Annotated in this window: 16 protein-coding genes and 4 tRNA genes; 5 read left to right on the top strand and 15 right to left on the bottom strand. The window is 65.9% G+C overall.

Features of this window, described 5'->3' with window-relative positions:
• The first annotated feature begins 277 nt into the window (after positions 1-277).
• On the top strand, positions 278-4,024 hold the full coding sequence (locus tag EO141_RS03515; RefSeq protein ID WP_164739061.1) for an Rne/Rng family ribonuclease: 3,747 nt from the start codon (positions 278-280) through the stop codon (positions 4,022-4,024).
• Positions 4,025-4,209: 185 nt separating this feature from the next.
• On the opposite strand, the gene EO141_RS03510 is transcribed toward EO141_RS03515, so the two are convergent.
• The 3 genes from EO141_RS03510 to EO141_RS03500 form a co-directional block, all read right to left on the bottom strand.
• Entirely contained in the window at positions 4,210-4,857 is a 648-nt protein-coding gene (locus EO141_RS03510; RefSeq protein ID WP_016904564.1) for a response regulator, read from the bottom strand.
• A 209-nt stretch (positions 4,858-5,066) separates the two neighbouring features.
• Entirely contained in the window at positions 5,067-5,828 is a 762-nt protein-coding gene (locus EO141_RS03505) for a sulfurtransferase (RefSeq protein WP_115676968.1), read from the bottom strand.
• Between the two features lie 35 nt (positions 5,829-5,863).
• Positions 5,864-6,229, bottom strand: a complete 366-nt coding sequence (locus tag EO141_RS03500; protein ID WP_104650459.1) for a DUF6164 family protein — start codon at positions 6,227-6,229, stop codon at positions 5,864-5,866.
• Between the two features lie 61 nt (positions 6,230-6,290).
• Here EO141_RS03500 and EO141_RS03495 point away from each other — a divergent pair, with 61 nt between their 5' ends.
• The gene (locus tag EO141_RS03495) at positions 6,291-6,722 is read left to right on the top strand and encodes an FKBP-type peptidyl-prolyl cis-trans isomerase (protein ID WP_164739046.1); all 432 of its coding nucleotides are present in this window, start codon (positions 6,291-6,293) and stop codon (positions 6,720-6,722) included.
• 11 nt (positions 6,723-6,733) lie between these two features.
• Positions 6,734-7,996, top strand: a complete 1,263-nt coding sequence (locus EO141_RS03490) for a TIGR03862 family flavoprotein (protein WP_127168549.1) — start codon at positions 6,734-6,736, stop codon at positions 7,994-7,996.
• Here the strand turns inward: EO141_RS03490 and EO141_RS03485 are convergent.
• The gene (locus EO141_RS03485) at positions 7,980-9,272 is read right to left on the bottom strand and encodes a nucleotide sugar dehydrogenase (RefSeq protein ID WP_127168548.1); all 1,293 of its coding nucleotides are present in this window, start codon (positions 9,270-9,272) and stop codon (positions 7,980-7,982) included. The two genes, EO141_RS03490 and EO141_RS03485, sit on opposite strands and share 17 nt — an antisense overlap.
• A gap of 142 nt (positions 9,273-9,414) precedes the next feature.
• On the opposite strand from EO141_RS03485, the gene EO141_RS03480 reads away from it, so the two are divergent.
• Both EO141_RS03480 and EO141_RS03475 read left to right on the top strand, forming a co-directional pair.
• A tRNA-Leu gene (locus EO141_RS03480) sits at positions 9,415-9,498 on the top strand.
• A gap of 106 nt (positions 9,499-9,604) precedes the next feature.
• Positions 9,605-10,417: a 4'-phosphopantetheinyl transferase superfamily protein gene (locus tag EO141_RS03475; RefSeq protein WP_127168620.1), complete on the top strand. Its 813-nt coding sequence runs from the start codon at positions 9,605-9,607 to the stop codon at positions 10,415-10,417.
• A 127-nt stretch (positions 10,418-10,544) separates the two neighbouring features.
• Here the strand turns inward: EO141_RS03475 and EO141_RS03470 are convergent.
• The 11 genes from EO141_RS03470 to EO141_RS03415 form a co-directional block, all read right to left on the bottom strand.
• Positions 10,545-10,620, bottom strand: a tRNA-Gly gene (locus EO141_RS03470).
• Between the two features lie 80 nt (positions 10,621-10,700).
• Positions 10,701-10,774: transfer RNA gene (locus EO141_RS03465), tRNA-Cys, on the bottom strand.
• A 68-nt stretch (positions 10,775-10,842) separates the two neighbouring features.
• Positions 10,843-10,918 (bottom strand) — tRNA-Gly (locus EO141_RS03460).
• 36 nt (positions 10,919-10,954) lie between these two features.
• Positions 10,955-11,587, bottom strand: coding sequence for a CDP-diacylglycerol--glycerol-3-phosphate 3-phosphatidyltransferase (gene pgsA / locus EO141_RS03455; protein WP_016902574.1), 633 nt, complete (start codon positions 11,585-11,587; stop codon positions 10,955-10,957).
• Positions 11,587-13,443, bottom strand: a complete 1,857-nt coding sequence (gene uvrC, locus EO141_RS03450) for an excinuclease ABC subunit UvrC (RefSeq protein WP_127168547.1) — start codon at positions 13,441-13,443, stop codon at positions 11,587-11,589. Before uvrC ends, pgsA begins: the two co-directional genes overlap by 1 nt.
• Positions 13,440-14,858: a hypothetical protein gene (locus EO141_RS03445; protein WP_164739045.1), complete on the bottom strand. Its 1,419-nt coding sequence runs from the start codon at positions 14,856-14,858 to the stop codon at positions 13,440-13,442. The genes uvrC and EO141_RS03445 overlap by 4 nt, the downstream gene beginning before the upstream one ends.
• A gap of 23 nt (positions 14,859-14,881) precedes the next feature.
• Positions 14,882-15,346: a low molecular weight protein-tyrosine-phosphatase gene (locus EO141_RS03440; RefSeq protein ID WP_104582574.1), complete on the bottom strand. Its 465-nt coding sequence runs from the start codon at positions 15,344-15,346 to the stop codon at positions 14,882-14,884.
• Positions 15,343-16,122 carry a 3-deoxy-manno-octulosonate cytidylyltransferase gene (gene kdsB / locus EO141_RS03435; protein WP_127168546.1) on the bottom strand — a complete coding sequence of 260 codons (780 nt, stop codon included), beginning with the start codon at positions 16,120-16,122 and terminating at the stop codon, positions 15,343-15,345. Before kdsB ends, EO141_RS03440 begins: the two co-directional genes overlap by 4 nt.
• A 318-nt stretch (positions 16,123-16,440) precedes the next feature.
• Complete coding sequence (gene lpxK, locus EO141_RS03425) at positions 16,441-17,484, bottom strand: tetraacyldisaccharide 4'-kinase (protein WP_127168545.1); 1,044 nt, start codon at positions 17,482-17,484, stop codon at positions 16,441-16,443.
• Positions 17,481-19,250: a lipid A export permease/ATP-binding protein MsbA gene (msbA, locus tag EO141_RS03420; protein ID WP_127168544.1), complete on the bottom strand. Its 1,770-nt coding sequence runs from the start codon at positions 19,248-19,250 to the stop codon at positions 17,481-17,483. Before msbA ends, lpxK begins: the two co-directional genes overlap by 4 nt.
• The gene (locus EO141_RS03415) at positions 19,247-19,711 is read right to left on the bottom strand and encodes a biopolymer transporter ExbD (RefSeq protein ID WP_104582570.1); all 465 of its coding nucleotides are present in this window, start codon (positions 19,709-19,711) and stop codon (positions 19,247-19,249) included. The genes msbA and EO141_RS03415 overlap by 4 nt, the downstream gene beginning before the upstream one ends.

Genomic DNA, 19,711 nt, shown 5'->3' with positions numbered 1-19,711 from the left:
CGGCTCACCGGCCTGCCCGGCCATCGCCAGCGGTTTTTGACCGTTGCGCTGAACATGTCCCGTGCGCTGCCCCGGTTCTTCCGGACGCGGCTGCCGGCCCTGAAACACCTATAAAACTTAAGACAAGCGCTCCCGCGGCCTGCCGTGGTGTTGCAGCGCTGGAAACCCTGGTCAGGCCTGTCCGCGCGTTGCGCGAAGGGCCGACAAGCTGTTCCAGAGGCGAAACGTCACGGCGTTCCGCGCGGTAGAGCGCGAGAGGAACGCAATAATGAAGCGAATGCTGATCAACGCAACGCAGGCCGAAGAGCTGCGCGTGGCGATTGTGGACGGCCAGACCCTGTACGACATCGACATCGAACAGCCGTCCAAGGAACAGAAGAAGTCCAACATCTACAAGGGCCGTATCACCCGGCTCGAGCCCTCGCTGGAGGCAGCGTTCGTGGACTATGGCGCCGAGCGCCATGGCTTCCTGCCGCTGAAGGAAATCTCCCGCGATTATTTCCAGGCTGGCGTCGACCACAACAAGTCGACCATCCGCGAGTTGCTGCGCGAAGGCCAGGAAATCGTGGTGCAGGTCGACAAGGAAGAGCGTGGCAACAAGGGCGCCGCCCTGACCACGTTCATCTCGCTGGCCGGCCGCTACATGGTGCTGATGCCCAATTCGCCGAGCGCCGGTGGCGTCTCGCGCCGGATCGAAGGCGAAGACCGTGCCGCGCTGAAGGAAGCGCTGGACAAGCTCGACATCCCCGACGACATGGGCGTGATCATCCGCACCGCCGGTGTCGGCCGTGACGCCGAAGAGCTGCAGTGGGACCTGGACTACCTGCTGCAGACCTGGAAGGCGATCGCCGAGGCGGCCCTGAGCAAGCCGGCCGCGTTCCTGATCTACCAGGAATCGCGCCTGATCATCCGCGCCCTGCGCGACTACCTGCGCGCCGACATCGGCGAGATCCTGGTCGATACGCCGGAGCTGTACGCCGACGCCCAGGAGTTCATGCAGCAGGTGATGCCGCAGAGCCTGCGCAAGCTCAAGCACTACACCGACGACATTCCGCTGTTCAACCGCTTCCAGATCGAATCGCAGATCGAAGGCGCCTACGAGCGCAACGTGCGGCTGCCCTCGGGTGGCTCGATCGTGGTCGATCAGACCGAAGCGCTGACCGCCGTCGACGTGAACTCCTCGCGCGCCACCAAGGGCAGCGACATCGAGGAGACCGCCTTCCAGACCAATCTGGAAGCGGCCGAGGAAGTCGCCCGCCAGCTGCGCCTGCGCGACCTGGGCGGCCTGGTGGTGATCGACTTCATCGACATGGCCTCGACCAAGCACCAGCGCGAAGTCGAAAACAAGCTGCAGAACGCGCTCAAGTACGACCGCGCGCGCGTGCAGCTGGGCCGCATCTCGCGCTTTGGCCTGATGGAAATGAGCCGCCAGCGCCTGCGTCCGAGCCTGGGCGAATCCAGCCAGATCGTGTGCCCGCGTTGCGACGGCCATGGCCGCATGCGCAGCGTCGAGTCGCTGTCGCTGTCGATCATCCGCGTGGCCGAAGAGCACGCCATGAAGGAAAACACCGGACAGGTGCTGGTGCAGGCCCCGGTGGAGATCGCCAACTACCTGCTCAACGAAAAGCGCAGCGCGCTGCGTGAGATCGAGCAGCGTCACGAATCGCCGATCATCATCGTCGCCGACGAACAGCTGCACACCCCGCACTACGAAGTCACGCGCCTGCGTGAGAACGAGCTGGGCGAAGACAGCGGCAAGCCGAGCTACCAGCGCGGCACCCCGCGCAAGTTGCCGGTACATGCGCTGACCAAGGCACAGTTGAATATCCCGGCTGCGCCGGCAGTGACCTCGATCAAGCCGAGCCAGCCGGCGCCGCTGCGTGAGGAGGCCCCTGCCCCGGTTGCCGCTGCCGCACCTGCACCGGCTCCAGTCGTGGCACTGCCGCTTCCCGCACCGGTGACCGGTGTGGTCGGCTGGCTGAAGCGCATCTTCGGTGGCGTCGAGCCAGTCGCGCCTGCGCCCGAGTCGACCCAGCGTCCGCGTCAGAACGATGCCGGCCGCAGCAGCCGTAACGAGCGTGGCGATCGTGGCGGTCAGCGTCGCGACGGCCGGGATGCCCGCAATGGTGGCAACGGTGGCAATCAGCACCGCGGCAATGGCGGTAACGGCAACGGCAATGGCGCCAACAAGGAGCGTCGTGACGAGCGCCGTCAGCCGGCCAATGGCCAGGCTGCGCAACACGGCGGTCAGGCGCAGCAGGTGCAGGTGCCCAAGCCGCCGCGCGGCGAGGCACAGCAACCCAAGCAACCGCAGCAGGCCCAGCAGCAGAAGCAGAAGCCGCAGAACCAGGCACCGCGCCCGCCGCGTGCAGCTGCACAGCAGCAGGACGGCGCGCCGTCCGAGCGGCCGCAACGTCCTGCGCGCCAGGACGAAGGCACTGTCTCGGCGCAGACGCTGACCTCCACGGCCGCAACCGCCACGACTGCGACCGTGGTCGCGGCGATTGCCGAAACCGCGGCACCGGCAACGCAGGCCTCGGCACATGAGGCTGCGCCGGCACACCCGGTCGAGGTCATCGTGACCGAAGCGCATGCCGATCGCGGCACCGACGCGAATGCGGACGGCCAGGCACCGGATGCGGCAGGCGATGATGCGGCAAATGGCGAAGGCGGCAGCCGTCGTCGTCGCGGTCGTCGCGGTGGCCGTCGTCGCCGTCGCGGCGCTGGTGCAAACGGCGAAGGCGGCAGCGGCGTCGATGGTCTGGAAACGGACGATCTGGACGGCGATGCCGAAGGCGATCTCGATGGCGACAACGAGAGCGACGAAGCCGGTGCGCAGGTCCACACCTCGGCTGCCCCGCGCGCCGGTCAACCGGAGTTCGACTTCGACGACGACGCGAGCACTCCCGCGGTATCGGCACGCGCCAAGCCGGAATCCAGCACTCCGGCCGCAGTGAAGCCGCGCCCGGTCCCGAAGGAGCGTGCGGAAGCACCGCTGGCGGCCGACACAACGTCGACCACGGCGCCGGTTTCCAACGCCACGCCGTCGTTCGAACAGCAAGCTGCAAGCCCTGCAGTGACCGCAGCCGAACAGGCACGTGGCGATGCACCGGCGGCCTCTCCGTCACCCGCTGCAACGACACCGGCTGGCAACGCGGCGCCAGCTGCAGCGCAACCGGCTGTGCAGGCGTCGGGCAATGCACCGCGTCCGCAAGCGCCTCAGGCTCCGGTCGTTGCGCAGGAATCGGCGAACCCGCAGGCCCAGCCTCCGGTTGCCGCGTCGACTCCGTCCGCTGCGTCGAGCCCGGTTGCCGCTTCGGCTCCGGTTGCGACGTCGGCGGCGGCTCCTGCTGCAGCTTCGCCTGTCGAGAGTGCCGCTTCCTTGGCAGAGCCTTCGTCCAAGCCGACGATGCGGTCAACACCGGCGGCGTCGGTATCGGCCGACGCTGCAGCGCCGGCCGTTGCTCGGCAGGAAGTTGCCCGGCAGGAACAGGCAGCACCGGTGGCCGCCGCGGCAGCAACGCAAGCGGAGCCGGCGAAGACCGACGCAACGGCGGCAGCTGGCAGCGTTTCCAAGCCGGTCGCTGCTACGCCGTCGAGCGCCCAGGCGAACGTGGTGACATCCAAGCCGCCGCATGCCGAGCCGTCAACGGCGGAAAGCCCGGCAACCGATGTTGCCGCGACGTCCACCACCACGGTGCCGCAGACCTCCCCGTCTGCCGACGCTGCGCCGGCACGCAAGCCGTACGCTCCGGTGCAGACCACGCTGCTGGACGCCTTGGCTCCGGCCGATGCAACCGCGGCGACACCGCCACAGGCCGAAACGCCGGTGCCCTACAAGGCGCCCGAGCGGCCGGCATCGGTCGCGCCCGTGGTGCCTGCAGACGCCACCGAGCCGACTGCCGACAAGCCGAAGCCGACCGTCGTCGTGTCCGAGGCGGCGAAGCCGGCAGATGCATCGCCTAACGGCGATGACGCCCAGGCGCAGCAAGACGACACCAACAAGCCGCGCGGCGATCACTGATCGTCTCCCGGCCGGTTGAACCTGCCTGGGTAAATCCAGGCAGGTGGCGTCAGACAAGGCGGCCTTCGGGCCGCCTTGTTTTTGCGTGCAGCAGTGTCATGCCGGCATTCCGGCTCCCCGCAACAGCACCTTATGCGGCAGCATCCGACCGCCGCATCTGCAAGATCGGACCCGAGGAACTTGGCTTACAGGGTGCGCGCCGGGTCGGTCAGGCCGTACTGATTGGCCAGACGCGCCAGGGCGATGTTGTCCTGGATGCCGACCTTCTCGAACAGGCGCGCCTTGTGCGTGTTGATGGTCTTGGCGCTGAGGTTCAGGCGCTTGGCGATGTCTTCCTGGCGCAGGCCCTGGGTCAGCAACAGGGCGACCTCCAGTTCGCGCGGCGATAGCGCATCGAACGGCGAGCTGCCCCCTTCCAGATTGGACAGGGCCAGATTCTGCGCAATGGTATTGCCGAGATAGCGCCGGCCCAGTGCGACTTCGCGCACCGCACGCAGCAGTTCCTGCGCATCGCCGCCCTTGCCGACATAGCCAGATGCGCCAGCTTCAAGAAGACGCTTGGGCAATGGGCCGTCTTCCAGCACCGACACGATGATGACGCGGGTGCCGTAATCGCCCTTGACGATGCGCTCGGTGATTTCCAGGCCGCTGACACCGGGCAGATGCAGGTCGCAGAGCACGATCTCGGGTTTGAGCTGGCGAATTTGCGGCAAGGCCGCCTCCCCGCTCTCCGCTTCTCCCACCACATCGATGTCCACTTCCTTGGACAGGATCATCTTCATGCCGGTACGCACGAGTGCATGATCGTCGATCAGAAAAACTCTGATGGTCATCCTTGTTGTCCTCGCTGTGCGGCTGGCTGATGCAGCCTATCTCCGTGAATAATTCAGGGCAAGCTCGATGCGACGTATTACATTTGAGTAAGAATGCGACGCACTCTGCCGCCGCGTGTCATGGCAGGCATTGAATGCACGATCGCGGCGTGATCGGATGATGCGAGCGCCCCCAATGCGCGAACATCGGGCAATTCACTCGCCCCTGGTCAGATTTTTCCTGCTTCGGTGCTGCGCTCGGCGTCCACCAAGGGGCGCAGTTGCGCATCGAGTGCAACGCGCTCGTCGAACACGAAGCAGCGGCCGTCGTAGCCTTCGCCGCCGACCTCCTCGAAGTAGCCGAGGATGCCGCCTTCAAGCTGCAGCACGTTGTCCATGCCGTCGGCCTGCATCCACAGCGCAGCTTTCTCGCAACGGATGCCGCCGGTGCAGAAGCTGACCACGGTGGCATCGGCCAATGCAGCGCGATGCGGTTCCAGCGCAGCCGGCAAGTCGGTGAACTTGTCGATCGGCAGCGTCAACGCTCCCTGGAACGTGCCATACGCCACTTCCTGGGCATTGCGCGTGTCCAGCAGCACCAACGGGCGGCCGCGATCGTCGCGCCCTTCCTGCATCCAGGCGCGCAGCGTGGCGGGCGTCACTGCCGGCGCACGGCCCTGCAGCGGCGAGGCATCGTCGCGGCGGAAGCTGATGATCTCCGGCTTGACCTTCACCTTGAGCCGCGCAAACGGCTGCGACGCGCTCAGGCTGTACTTGATGCGCATCTGTGCAAAGCGCGGATCGGCCTGCAGCCACGCGTAGAACGTGCCGACCTGTTCCGCTTCGCCGGCCAGAAACAGGTTGATCCCCTCTCCGGCAACCAGCACCGATCCTTTCAAGGCCTGCTGCCCGGCCTGCGCGAGGACGCTGTCGGCGAGCGACTGCGGATCCTGGATGGTGACGAACTGGTAGGCAGCTGTATTGGTGATCATGCGGCCATTTTAAGCCGATGCGGCCGCAGGTGCGATCAGCCGCGCAGCAGCAGGAACGGCAGCAGCACCAGCGAGGCGACAACCAGCATGCCGATCAACGTGGCAATCACGAACAGCGGGCGCTTGCGCAGCAGCGCGCCGAAGGTTTCGGCGGTGCCGGCAGCGAGCGCATCCTGGCGTTGCGCGCGCGCGAGGGCACCCCGCTGCGCCTGGTACGCATCCATCGCCGCCTTGGCGCGCGGGTAGTCGGCATCGTCGCTGAGCCAGATGCCACCGGCGGAAATGCCCCAGTTACTGGGCCGGGTCTCGTAGATCGGCACGAGATGCTCGCGCATCAGCGCCCGTACTTCGTCGGCCTCGTCATCGGGAACATTGCGCAGATTGAGCAGCAGCTTGGCCATGGGCGCGATGATACCGGGAGCCGGATGCGATAATGGCGCACTTCCCTTGCCGGACCCTCCCATGCGCCTTCTGTTGACGCTTTGTGCTGCCCTGCTGCTCGCAGCCTGCACGCCCGCCCTGCCGCCGTCCGGCGGCACCATCGCCGCATTCGAGCGGATCGACCGCAACGTCGGTACCGGTGCCGAAGCCACGCCGGGCGCGATGGTCACCGTGCACTACACCGGCTGGCTGTACGACGAAAAAGCCGCCGACAAGCACGGCAAGAAGTTCGACAGCTCGCTTGATCGCGCCGAGCCATTCCAGTTCGCGCTGGGCGGCCGTCAGGTGATCCGCGGCTGGGACGAAGGCGTGGCCGGCATGCGCGTGGGCGGCAAGCGTACCCTGATGATTCCACCCGAGTACGGCTATGGCGACAACGGCGCAGGTGGGGTGATTCCGCCCGGCGCGTCGCTGGTGTTCGACGTGGAATTGCTTGGCGTGCAGCCGCGCTGAAGGCCTGAGCAATGACGGATGCGAGCAAGCGGCGGCTGGCGGTGATCGGTGGTGGGCCGGCCGGTCTGATGGCTGCAGAAGCGGCGTGTGCGGCGGGCCTGGCGGTCGACCTGTACGAAGCCAAGGGGTCGGTGGGACGCAAGTTCCTGATTGCCGGCAAGGGCGGGCTGAACCTCACCCACTCCGATCCGATGCCGGTGTTTGCGCAGCGCTATCGCGAGCGCACCGATGCAGTCGCCTCGTGGCTGCAGGCGTTCGATGCAGACGCGCTGCGTGCTTGGGCGCGCGACCTGGGCGTGGAAACCTACGTCGGCAGTTCCGGACGCGTGTTCCCGATGGATCGCAAGGCCGCACCGTTGTTGCGCGGCTGGGTGCGCCGACTCAAGGAACAGGGCGTGGCGTTTCATGTGCAGCATCGCTGGCTTGGCTGGAGCGACGACGGTGCGTTGCGCTTCCACTCGCCCACCGGCGACGTCGAACGCACTGCAGATGCCGTGGTGCTGGCGCTCGGTGGCGGCAGCTGGCCGCAGCTCGGTTCCGATGGTCTTTGGCAACCGGTGCTGCAGGAACGCGGCATTGCGGTGGCACCGCTGGTACCGGCCAACTGCGGCTTCGACATCGCCTGGAGCGCGCATTTCGTGCAGCGACATGCCGGTGCCCCACTCAAACCCGTGGTTGCGCACTGGCAGGACCGCAACGGCACACCGCATCAGTTGCAGGGCGAGTGCGTGGCGACGTCCACCGGCATCGAGGGCAGCCTGATCTATGCGTTGGCTGCGGATCTTCGCGCGCAGATCGATGCGGATGGCGTGGCCGAGCTGGTGCTGGACCTGCTGCCGGGGCGCACGCTGGAACGCGTCAACGCCGAGTTGGAAAAGCCGCGCAAGGGACGCAGTTTCAGCGAGCATCTGCGCCGTCAGCTCGGCATCGATGGCGTCAAGGCCGCCTTGCTCTACGAACACCTGGGCAAGCAGGCGGGCGATGATCCTGCGCTGGCAGCGCGCACGCTCAAGCGATTGCCGCTACGTCTGCTGCGACCGCGCCCGCTTGCCGAGGCAATCAGCTCGGCCGGTGGCGTGCAGCTGGAGGCGCTGGATGCGCAACTGATGGCGCGCGCGCACCCCGGCGTGTTCTGTGCCGGCGAAATGCTCGACTGGGAAGCACCGACCGGCGGCTATCTGCTGACTGCCTGCTTTGCCAGCGGATTACGTGCCGCGCATGGCGCGGTGCAGTGGCTGCAGCGACCGGACGACCGCGCTACAGGCGATCGCTGACCGCATCGCGCGGCCATACCGATTTGACGTCATAGATCACCGCACCGGGTTTGCCCAGCGCTGCGATGCGCTGCGCGTCGTAGCCGCGGTATTGCGCATGCGCCACTGCCAGCACCACGGCGTCGTAGGCACCCTCGTCCGCAAGCGCGCACAACTGCACGCCGGCATGATGCAGCGCTTCTGCGGGGTCGGCCCACGGGTCGCAGATATCGACCTGCACGCCCGCAGCTTGCAGCAGCTGCACCAGTTCCAGCGCCCGGCTGTTGCGCAGGTCCGGGCAGTTCTCCTTGAAGGTGGCGCCCAGCACCAGCACCCTCGCCTGCGCAAGCACCACGCCACGCGTGGCCAGCATGCCGCAGACACGCTCGGCCACGTGCCGGCCGACGCGGTTGTTGACCTGACGCGCGGTGTGGATCAGATCAGGGTGGTAGCCCACGCTTTCGGACTTGTGCATCAGGTAATACGGATCCACCCCGATGCAGTGACCACCGACCAGGCCGGGCCGGAACGGCAGGAAATTCCATTTGGTTCCGGCCGCCTCCAGCACATCCAACGTATCGATGCCCAACTTGTCGAAGATCAACGCCAACTCGTTGACCAGCGCAATGTTGACGTCGCGCTGGATGTTTTCGACCACCTTGGCGGCCTCGGCCACGCGCATCGACGGTGCCCGCCAGGTGCCGGCGGTGATGATGCCGGCATACAAGGCGTCGACCGCATCGGCGGCTTCGGCGGTGGAGCCGGAAGTGATCTTGCGGATATCGCGCAGACGCCGCTGGCGGTCACCTGGATTGACGCGCTCGGGGCTGTAGCCACAGAAGAAGTCGTCGTTGAAGCGCAAACCCGAGGCAGCTTCGAGCAAGGGCACGCAGACTTCTTCGGTGGTGCCCGGGTAGACGGTGGATTCGTAGATCACCAGGTCGCCGGGTTTGAGCGCGGCGGCGATCAGCGTGGTGGCACTGCGCAGCGGTTCCAGGTCGGGCTGCTCGAAGCTGTCGATCGGCGTCGGCACGGTGACGATGAAGATGCTGCACGCGGCCAGGTCCGCAGCGTTGGCGGTGTAGCGCAGGCGGGTGGCGGCGGCCAGCTCGGTGTCGTCCAGCTCCAGCGTGGCGTCATGGCCATCGCGCAATTGCCCGACCCGTTGCGCATCGATGTCGAAGCCTAAGGTGTCGCGCTGTTCGCCGAAGGCGACGGCCAGCGGCAGGCCGACATAGCCCAGCCCGATCACGGCGATGCGGGCCTGCTGCGGAGCGAGTAACGTGGTGCTGGACATGCGGTTCCTTCAATCGTGCGCAGCCGGTTGCTGCGCGCCTGCGCGGTGGCAGCATAGCGCAGCCGACCATCGGGCCATCAGTGCGGCGCGCCTGCGACGCGGCAATTCACAATCGGCGCGCAATCAGGCACGCTATCGCAATGCCCGGGTGGCGAAACTGGTAGACGCAAGGGACTTAAAATCCCTCAGCTGCAAGGCTATGCGGGTTCGATTCCCGCCCCGGGCACACTTCGGATTGATCCATGTGGGGTCACACGCGCCACTGGCGCCGACGAGTTGGTTGATGTAACTCAGCAAGTAGCCCGGAAAAGTTAAGGACGTCAGTGTCCAGTATGCAAAGCGATCAGCCCAACGATGGCACGCAGCCGGCTCTGCTGAACAAGAACCCGTCTCCATCGGGTAATCCAGACCTCGACGCGATAGAAGCGTTACGTACGCGTTGGCAGTACTCCTTGCCCTGCCCGGACGGCGGCACAGTGACCGTGCAGGTCCTGGCGTTCGAGCTTGAGAAGTTTTCGCTTCAGGCCTTCGACACCTGCAACATCGCCTGTCCTGACACGATTGCCCGCAGCGTCCACAAACGCCAAGCCGAGTATTTCTTTGGTCGACTGGCTGCGCGACAAGCCCTGCAACATCAGGCATTGGTCGGTATCGGCATGCATCCCGAAATCGCTACCGGCAGCTCGCGTGAACCGATATGGCCGGCACGGGTGATCGGCAGCATCTCGCATACCCATCGCTTGGCAGCGGCGGCCGTTGCGCCACTCGGCAGATGGCGCGGTATCGGCATCGATCTGGAGCACGTGGTCAGCACTGATGTGTGTGAGGCGTTGTTGAGCACTATTGTGGACGGGTTGGAGCTGGCGCTATTGCATTCAATCTGCGCGTCCACCGATTGGTCACTGGAGATGTTGCTGACCATCGTCTTCTCTGCCAAGGAAAGTCTGTTCAAGGCGAGTTTTTCGGCAGTAGGCCGCTACTTCGATTTTTCGAGCGCGTACTTGGTGGCAATGGATCCCACTACGGGTGCGGTTCGTCTTCAGCTCAGCGAGCAGCTCTGCCCGGATCTGCCGAACGGACAAATATGCGATATCGGTTTCGGTTTCGTTGATCCGCAGACGGCGATCACCTGGCGTACCTGGTGATTCATGCCGCATAACCATCAGTCACTGACACGTAAACAAAGTGCATGTTGAAATTTAACGCAACAAAAAAGGGCCGCCAGGCCCTTTTGAGTGATCAACCAAATCCTTGGATTCTGTTGTTCTGATTTGGAGCGGGAAACGAGACTCGAACTCGCGACCTCAACCTTGGCAAGGTTGCGCTCTACCAACTGAGCTATTCCCGCGTGGAGCAAAATTGTACAGCTTGTTACTTCGTTGCGCCAGTCCTGTCGTCGTTGCCGACGCATGAAAAACGCATGCAATGTGGAGGCCTGGGCCGGAATTGAACCGGCGTACGCGGATTTGCAGTCCGCTGCATAACCACTCTACCACCAGGCCGAAACATCAAACCCAAGGCATCCTGCCTTGAAACAACGAGACCTCGGGCAAGGGGCCTTGTCTACATCTGGAGCGGGAAACGAGACTCGAACTCGCGACCTCAACCTTGGCAAGGTTGCGCTCTACCAACTGAGCTATTCCCGCTTGGGAGGCGAAATTCTACAGCGAACAGCATCGCTGTCAACTATTGCTTTCGACTTTTTTCGGTTTGCTGGTGATCGCGGCTTTTTCGTCGGCACGCAGGCTCGGCCAGGCGGCCTGCAGGTACTGGAATCCCGACCACAGCGTCAGCAGCGCGGCGATCGCCAGCGTCCAGTAACCGGCGCGGAAGATCAGGTTGCCGAACCAGATTTCGTGCGTGGGCATCTGCCCCGGCGTGACCGAATACAGCAGGCAGAGCAGCGCGACCATCTGCGCGGTGGTTTTGACCTTGCCGATCACCGCCACCCGCACCTTGGCGCGCTGGCCGATCTCGGCCATCCATTCCCGCAACGCCGACACCGCGATTTCACGGCCGACGATGACCGCCGCCCAGAACGCCATCCACGGTGTGGGGTGGCCCTGCACGATCAGGAACAACGCCACTGCGACCATCAACTTGTCGGCCACCGGATCCAGGAATGCACCGAAGGCCGAATACTGGTGATAACGCCGCGCGACCCAGCCATCCAGCCAGTCGGTGATGGCGGCCAGCGCGAACACGCCGGCGGACGCGAAATTGGTCCAGGTGTACGGCAGGTAGAACACCACGACCAACACCGGGATCATCACGATCCTCAGCAGTGTCAGCCACGTGGGGATGGTCAACTTCATTACGGACTCGACTCGCCTGCCGCATCGGGAAGCGCCAGCCCGTGCAGGTTAGCGTAGATTCGCGCGGCAAGTGCGGCATTGACGCCCTCCACCCGCGCAATCTCGGCCTCGCCGGCGGCCTTGAGCCCGACCAGGCCGCCGAAATGCTTGAGCAGGCTCGCGCGCCGGCGCGGACCGATGCCGGGGATATCCTCGAGCTTGCTGGTCATGCGCGCCTTCTGGCGACGGCCACGGTGACCGGTGATCGCAAAACGGTGCGCTTCGTCGCGCACCTGCTGGATGAACTGCAGTGCCGGCGATGCCGCGCCCGGCCTCAGCTCGCGGCCATCGGCCATGATCAGCGCTTCATGCCCTGCCCTGCGTTCCTCGCCCTTGGCCACGCCGACCAGCAGCACGTTCTCGATGCCCAGATCGGCCAGCGCGCCCTTGGCCTGCGCCAGCTGACCGGCGCCGCCATCGATCAGCAGCACGTCGGGCAGCACGCCGTTTTCTTCTACCGCGCGTCGAAAACGCCGTTCGATGGCCTGACGCATTGCGGCGTAGTCGTCACCTGGCGTGATCCCGGAGATATTGAAGCGCCGGTATTGGCCGCGCACCGGCCCATTGGCATCGAACACCACGCACGAGGCCACCGTCGCCTCGCCCATGGTGTGACTGATATCGAAGCACTCCACCCGCTTGACCTGCTCGGCCAGCCCCAGCATCTCGCGCAGTGCCTCGCTGCGTGCGTGCTGCGCGCTCTGGCTGGTGAGTTCGGTAACCAGGGTCAGCTGCGCATTGCGGGTGGCCAGCAGCAGGTAGCCGGCACGTTCGCCGCGCACGTTCCACTTCAACGTGACCTTGTGCTCGGCGGCGCTGCTGAGTGCGGCCTCGATCAGTTCGGCATCGGGAATTTCGCGATCGAGCAGGATCTCGCGCGGCGGCGAATGCTCTGCGTAGTACTGCGATACGAATGCAGCCAGGATTTCGTCCGCGCTGTCTTCGCCATTGGTCTTGGGAAAGAACGAGCGCGTGCCCAGATTGCGGCCATCGCGAAAACTCAGCAGCAGCACGCAGGCCTGGCTGGCTTGCGTGGCGCAGGCCAGCACGTCCAGATCCGCCGCGCGGCCGTCCACGTACTGGCGGTTCTGCATGCTGCGCAGCGAGGACAGCAGGTCGCGCAGACGCGCGGCGCGCTCGAACTCGAGCGCTTCGCTGGCCTGCTGCATCGAGTGCATGATCTCTTCGCCGAGCTGGTCGCTCTTGCCTTCCAGAAACATGGTGGCGCGGCGCACCGATTCGGCGTAGTCGGGCGCGGCGACCAGCTCCACGCAGGGCGCGCTGCAGCGGCCGATCTGATACTGCAGGCAGGGCCGCGAGCGATTGCGGAACACGCTGTCCTCGCAACTGCGCAGCTTGAACAGCTTGTGCATCAGGCTCAGCGTTTCGCGCACGCCGGTGACGCCGGTATAGGGGCCGAAATAGCGCCCCTGCACGGCGCGAGGGCCACGGTGCAGGGCGATGCGCGGCCACTGCTCGCGTGTCAGCAGCACGTAGGGATAACTCTTGTCGTCACGCAGCGACACGTTGTAACGCGGCGACAGCGACTTGATCAGCTGGTTTTCCAGCAGCAACGCTTCGGCCTCGCTGCGGGTCACGGTGACGTCCATCCGCGCGACCTGCGACAACATCGAGGTCAGCCGCGCATTCTTCGGCGTGCCGTTGAAATAGCTGCCCACCCGCTTGCGCAGCGCACCGGCCTTGCCGACGTACAGCAAGGTGTCGTCGCCCGCGTACATGCGGTAGACGCCGGGCGCGGTGCTCAGTTGGGCAGCAAACGCCTTTCCATCGAAATCGGCTTGGGGCCTTGCGTTCATTCTTCTATCGAAACATCGCGCAGTTCGCCGCTCGCCAGGTCGTAGCGCAACACGGCATGGGCATCGGTCTCGGCAATCCATACCGCGCCGGCGGCAACTGCCAGCCCGGCCGGGCCATGCAGGCGGCGTGGCAGCAAGACGGTGGTCAGTTCGCCGCCGCCCAGACGCAGGCAACGCAGGCGGCCGTTGCCGGTGTCGGCAATCCAGAGCATCGGCGAATCGGTAGCCAGGGCGATGGCTTGCGGAAACTGCAGGCGCGCCGTGCCGCGCGGGCCGTCCTCGTCGCCGAACTGCCAGGTGCCCTGCCCGCCGACCAGGGTCTGCACCAGATCGCCGCGCAATTGCATGGTGCGGATCGACGAACCCAGGCCATCGCAGACGTAGGCCACCTGCTGCACCGCGGCCAACCCGGCCGGCTGTGCGAACGCGGCCAGATGCCCGCTGCCATCGCGAATCTCGAGCGCGCCGGTACCGGCGCGTGCGCTCAGTGCGGCGCGACCCAGGTCATAGCTCCAGATGCGGTTGTCGCCCGCCATGGCGATCAATACCTGATTGTCGGCAACCGCCAGCCCTTGCGGGTAATGCAGCGCCGAGGCACCGGCGAACGCCAGCGGCCCCTCGACCGGCTCGCCGGAGCGCCCGGTGCCGCACAAGGTGTCGACCTGCTCGCTGCGCAGGTTGATGCGACGCAAGGCGTGATTGCCGGTGTCGGCGACATACAGCTGATCGCGTTCCAGCGCCAGGCCCTGCGGACGCCGGAACGCCGCTTCACCGACGCCACCATCTATGAAGTCCGCGTTGCCATGGCCGAACTGGCGCAGCACGCGGCCACCATGCGTGCATTCGAGCACGCGGTGATGACCGGTGTCGGCGATGTACAGGCGGTCCTCGGTGGCGGCAAGGCCAGTTGGAAACCGCAGTTCCAGGCGCGGCTCGGGGTCGCGCTCGGCGACCCCATGCAGATCGGCATCGGATGGCAGCTGCTGGCCTTCACATAATGCGGCCAGTGCCTTGTCGAGATCGCCAGTCACGCCGACCAGGCGCTGACGCTCGCGGCCGTAGGCATCGAGCAGCACCAGCGTGGGCCAGGATTCGATGCCGAAACGGCGCCAGGTCTCCCAGTCCCTGTCGAGCAAAATGGGGGCGCTGACACCATGACCGCGCAGCTGCTTGAGTGCGCGTTGCGGCTCGCGTTCGCTGTCAAAGCGCGGCACCTGCACCACGATCACCTGCAGCCGGCCGGGGCTGCGGGCCTGCCAGTGCGCCAGCTCGGCCAGGCGCTCGGCGCACCACACCGAGCTGGCATTGACGAATGCCAGCACCAGTGCACGCCCGCGATGCTCCTGCAGGGTGGATGGCCTGGCGTTGAGCCAGGTAGGAAATTCCGGCAGTTCCTGGGTGAGCTGGGCAGTCATATCGTAATTATGCCCAAGCCCGATTAGCGGCGGGTGAGCCTGGCCACGGTCTGGCGCGCAGCGGTATCGACCAGCTGCCAGGCACGCTCGAAATCGTCCATGCCACCGGTGTAGGGGTCGGGGATCTCGTCGCGCTCTTCCACACCCGCCCAGGGCAGCCACAAGGCCAGCTTGTCGCGCAGCGGCGCCGGGGCGAGGCGTTGCAGATCACGCAGATTGCTGCCATCGGCGCACAGCAGCCAGTCGAAGTGCTCGAAGTCTGCCGTACGCACCTGGCGCGCGCGCAATCCGGAGATGTCCACGCCATGGCCGCGTGCACAGCGAATCGCGCGCGGATCGGGTGGGTCGCCGGCATGCCAGTCGCCGGTACCGGCCGAGTCGACCTCGATCCGCAGCGACAAGCGCGCCTCGTCCAGCCGCGCACGCAGGGCGCCCTCGCCCATTGGCGAGCGGCAGATGTTGCCCAGGCACACGATCAGCACCCTCATGCCGACGCCAGGCGCGCTTGCGCGCGCGCCAGATCGTCCGTGGTATCGATGCCCGGCGGAAACTGCTCGGGCGTCACTGCCACCGCGATACGGTAGCCGGCCTCCATCACGCGCAGTTGTTCCAGTGACTCGATGCGCTCCAGCATGCCGGGCGGCATTGCGGCAAAGCGCTGCAGAAACCCCGCACGATAGGCATAGATCCCGATGTGGCGCAGCCACTGCCCGTCACCGGGCAAGGTGTCGGGCTGACTGGCAAAGCTGTCGCGATGCCAGGGAATCGGCGCGCGGCTGAAATACAAGGCGTCGCCGCCAGCACTACGCACCAGCTTGACCACATTGGGATCGAACAGCTCGTGCGCGTCGTCGACCTGTGCGGCCAGCGTGGCCATCTCGGCACCGGAATGCAGCAGCAGCTGGGCCACCGCACGGATGCCGGCCGCCGGCGCGAACGGCTCGTCGCCCTGCAGGTTCACCACGCAGGTGTCGGCCTCCCAGCCGGCGATCCGCGCGCACTCGGCAAGCCGGTCGGTTCCCGATACGTGCGCATTGCCGGTCATCGCCACATGCACGCCGGGCAGGCCGTCGATCACCTCGGCAATGCGCGCATCGTCGGTGGCCACCCAGACCTCGCGCGCCCCGGCCAGCAATGCCCGCTCGGCCACATGCTGGATCATCGGGCGATCGCCGATCAATTGCAGCGGCTTGCCCGGCAAGCGCGTGGAAGCGTAGCGCGCGGGAATGGCGACGACGAAATCTGCAGGCGTTGTGGCGGTCATGCGTGCGTGCTCTGGAAAGCAGGAAGAGTTGAAGAAACGAGATAACCGAATCGCATGATGTCGTTGTGTGATTGAGCGAAGTCGCGGTGTTCAGTTTGGCAGCGATGCCCTACATAGCACCAGCACGCCGCTGCATGCACTGCTCGCACATGCACACCGACCATCTTGATTGGTCCTTGCCCACCCACCGTCGCGGGACCTTACGCGGCATGGATGCCGTGTAAGAGCCTACATGGATGTACTTGCGGCGTGTCCCGCGACGGTGGGTGGGCAAGGGCCCTGCAACCAAGCCGCAGATCACCACTACCGGCGCAGCGTTCAAACGCCTTGCCGACTCGCCAACTTGTCCAGGCGATCCAGCAGACTCACCCAGAACGCCGCCGGCAACTCTGCCTTGAGCGGTACGCTGTACAGCCACTCGTCGGCGAAGGGCCGGCATTTGACCGCGTCTTTTTCGGTCATCAGCACCGGCAGGCGGCTGCCGAAACTGAAGTCGGCGGCGCGATAGACGTGGTGATCGGGAAAGGCATGCGGCACCACGCCGATGCCGCGCGCGCGCAGCATCGCGAAGAAGCGTTCCGGATGCGCAATCCCGGCCACTGCATGCACGCGCTGGCCGGCCAGCCTGCTCAATGGCTGAGCGCGCTTGCCATCCATCGGTTGCACGCTGTCGATGCTCAGGCGCATCTGCCATTCGCCGAATCCGGCGTCATCGGGCGCGGGCACGGGTGTCGTCGTCGCTGCGCTGGCCTGGCCCAGATTGACCACGCGGAAATCGCAGTCGCGCGCACGCGCCGCCGGCTCGCGCAACGGCCCGGCCGGCAACAGGCGCCCGTTGCCGTAACGGCGCTGGCCATCGACCACTTCGATCTCCACATCGCGGGCGAGCCGGTAGTGCTGCAGCCCGTCGTCGCAGACGACGATGTCGCAGCCCGCTTCGACCAGGGCGCGCGCCGCGGCCAGGCGATCGCGGTCCACGCGCACGCGTGCGCCGGTTTTCCAGGCGATCAGTACCGGCTCGTCGCCGCCGAGCGCCACCGGCGTGTCCGCCTCGACCCAGCGTGCGGTATCCGACGCCTCGCGGCCATAACCGCGACTGGCGACGCCGGGCGTCCAGCCGGCTTCCTGCAACTTGGCGACCAGGGCAATCGTCAACGGGGTCTTGCCGGTGCCGCCGGCGGTGACGTTGCCCACCACGATCACCGGCACCGGCACCCCGTGGCGCTTGCGCCAGCCGCGGCGATACAGCGCGCGTCGCAGCGCGACGGCTGCACCGTAGACCGGCGCCAGGAGGCGCGCCGACAGCGGAATCGGCGCATTGTCGTACCAGTAGCCCGGCGTGCGGGCGCCGCGCTTGCTCATGCCTGACGTTCGCGAAACTGCATGCCGTGCAGATGCGAGTACAAGCCGCCCTGCTCCAGCAATTGGTGATGCGTGCCGCGCTCGACGATGCGACCCTGGTCCATCACCAGCACCTGGTCGGCATGCTCGATCGTGGACAGGCGGTGCGCGATCACCAGGGTGGTACGGTCCGGCATCAATTTATGCAGGGCGTCCTGCACCAGGCGTTCGGATTCGTTGTCCAGCGCCGCAGTGGCTTCGTCCAGGATCAGGATCGGCGCGTCCTTGAGCATCGCGCGCGCGATCGCCAGCCGCTGGCGCTGGCCACCGGACAGGCGCCCGCCCTTGGTGCCCACGTGCGACTGCAGGCCTTCGGGCAGCTGCGCGACGAACTCCATCGCATTGGCGCCCAGGATCGCGCGTTCCAGCTGGCCGGCGTCGGCACTGCGCATTTCGCCATAGGCGACGTTGTCGGCGATGCTGCCATCGAACAGCATCACCTGCTGGCCGACCAGGGCGATCTGCCGACGCAGATCGGCCAATGCGTACGCCTGCACCGGGTGACCGTCGAGCAGGATCTGCCCGGACTCTGCCTCGTAGAAGCGCGGAATCAACTTGATCAGGCTGGACTTGCCGCTGCCGGAACGCCCGACGATCGCCGTCACCGTGCCCGGCTGCGCCACGAAACTGACCTCGGCCAGGGCCGGATTCACCTGCCCCGGATAACGCGCAGTGACGTTGAGGAACTCGATCAAGCCCTTGGCGCGCGTCAGCGGCACCGTGCCCTGATCCGGCTCGTCGGCACTGTCGAGCACCGAGAACAGGCGCTCGGCCGAGGCCAGGCCGCGCTGCACCATGTTCTGCACATTGGTGAGCTGCTTGAGCCCGGGAATGATCGTCAGCATCGAGGTCATCAGCACCACGAAATCACCGGCGGTCAGCCGCCCGGCCAATGCCTGCGCACCAGCCACGAACAGCAGCGCCGACAGACCGATCGCGCCGATCATCTGCACCGTGGCGGTGGAAATGCCGCGCGTGGATTCGACCTTCATCGCCAGCCGCAGATTGCGGTCGGCCAGCGCGCCATAGCGCTCCATTTCGGTCTGCTGGGCGCCGTAGATCTTGACCTCCTGGTGGCTGGACAAGGTCTGGTCGGCCGCTTGCAACAGATGCGCGCCGCTTTCCTGGATGCTGTGGCTGATGCGGCGATAGCGCCGCGCCACCTTGTCCATCACCCAGGCCAGCACCGGCGCCAGCACCAGGATGGTCAGCGTGACCTGCCAGCTATGCCACAGCATCAGCGCCAACGCGCCGATCACCTGCAGCGACTGCTGGATCATCACCTTGACCGCATCCACAGCCGCCTGCGCCACCTGATCCGAGTCCGAGCCCAGGCGGATCAGCATCGACGGGACCGGCTCGGAATCGAAGCGCGACCCCGGCAGACGCAGGTATTTGGACATCACCTTGACGCGCAGATCGCGCGCGATGCTGCGTGCGGATTTGCCCATCGCCATATCGGTGATGTAGCCGGCGACCCCGCGCACCACGAACAACAGGATGATCTGCACCGGCAGCCAGCGGCTGACCTCGGCATTCTTGTAGATGAAGGTTTCGTCAGTGATCGGCTTCATCAACGCCAGAAAGCCGGTCGTGCCGGCCGCCTCGATCAGCGCGGCAATCAGCGCGGCGACCAGCAACAGGCGATACGGCTTGGCGAAGGCCAGCAGGCGACGGTACGTGCGCCAGGACGAGACTGGCGCCGGGCGGTCGTTGGAGGTGGTCACTGGCGGGTTCCGTTAGTGCGTGTGTGGCCGGGTGTGGGTGTGGTGCCGGCCTGCGGCGCTGTGGCGATCGCGATGCGGCGGAAGCCGAGCTGCCCCAGCGCATCCTGCGCGGTCACCACCGCCTGATACGGTGTACGCGCATCGGCGCGCATCAACACCGTCTGCTCGCGGTCGTCACCGGCGATCTGGGCAATGGTCTGCTTGAGCGAATCCACATCCGAACGCAGCACTTCCTGATCGTTGATGAAATAACGCCCGTCGGCATTGACCAGTACGCTCAATGAACGCGGCGGCGCGCTGGTGTGCTGGTCGCTGGCGGTCGGCAGCTGCAATTGCAGCGTGGAGCGTGCGTCGAAGGTCGTGGTCACCACGAAAAAGATGATGAGGACAAGGATCACGTCAATCAATGGCACCAGATCGATATGCGGCTCGTCCTGGCGTCGGTCACTGCCGATGCGCAT

Origin of the sequence: Xanthomonas sp. BRIP62415 (assembly GCF_003993515.1) — a bacterium.
In the GTDB taxonomy this organism is placed as follows: Bacteria; Pseudomonadota; Gammaproteobacteria; order Xanthomonadales; family Xanthomonadaceae; genus Xanthomonas; species Xanthomonas euroxanthea.
The sequence above is the reverse complement of the archived record's forward strand: the minus strand, read 5'-3'. Positions and strand labels throughout refer to the sequence as shown.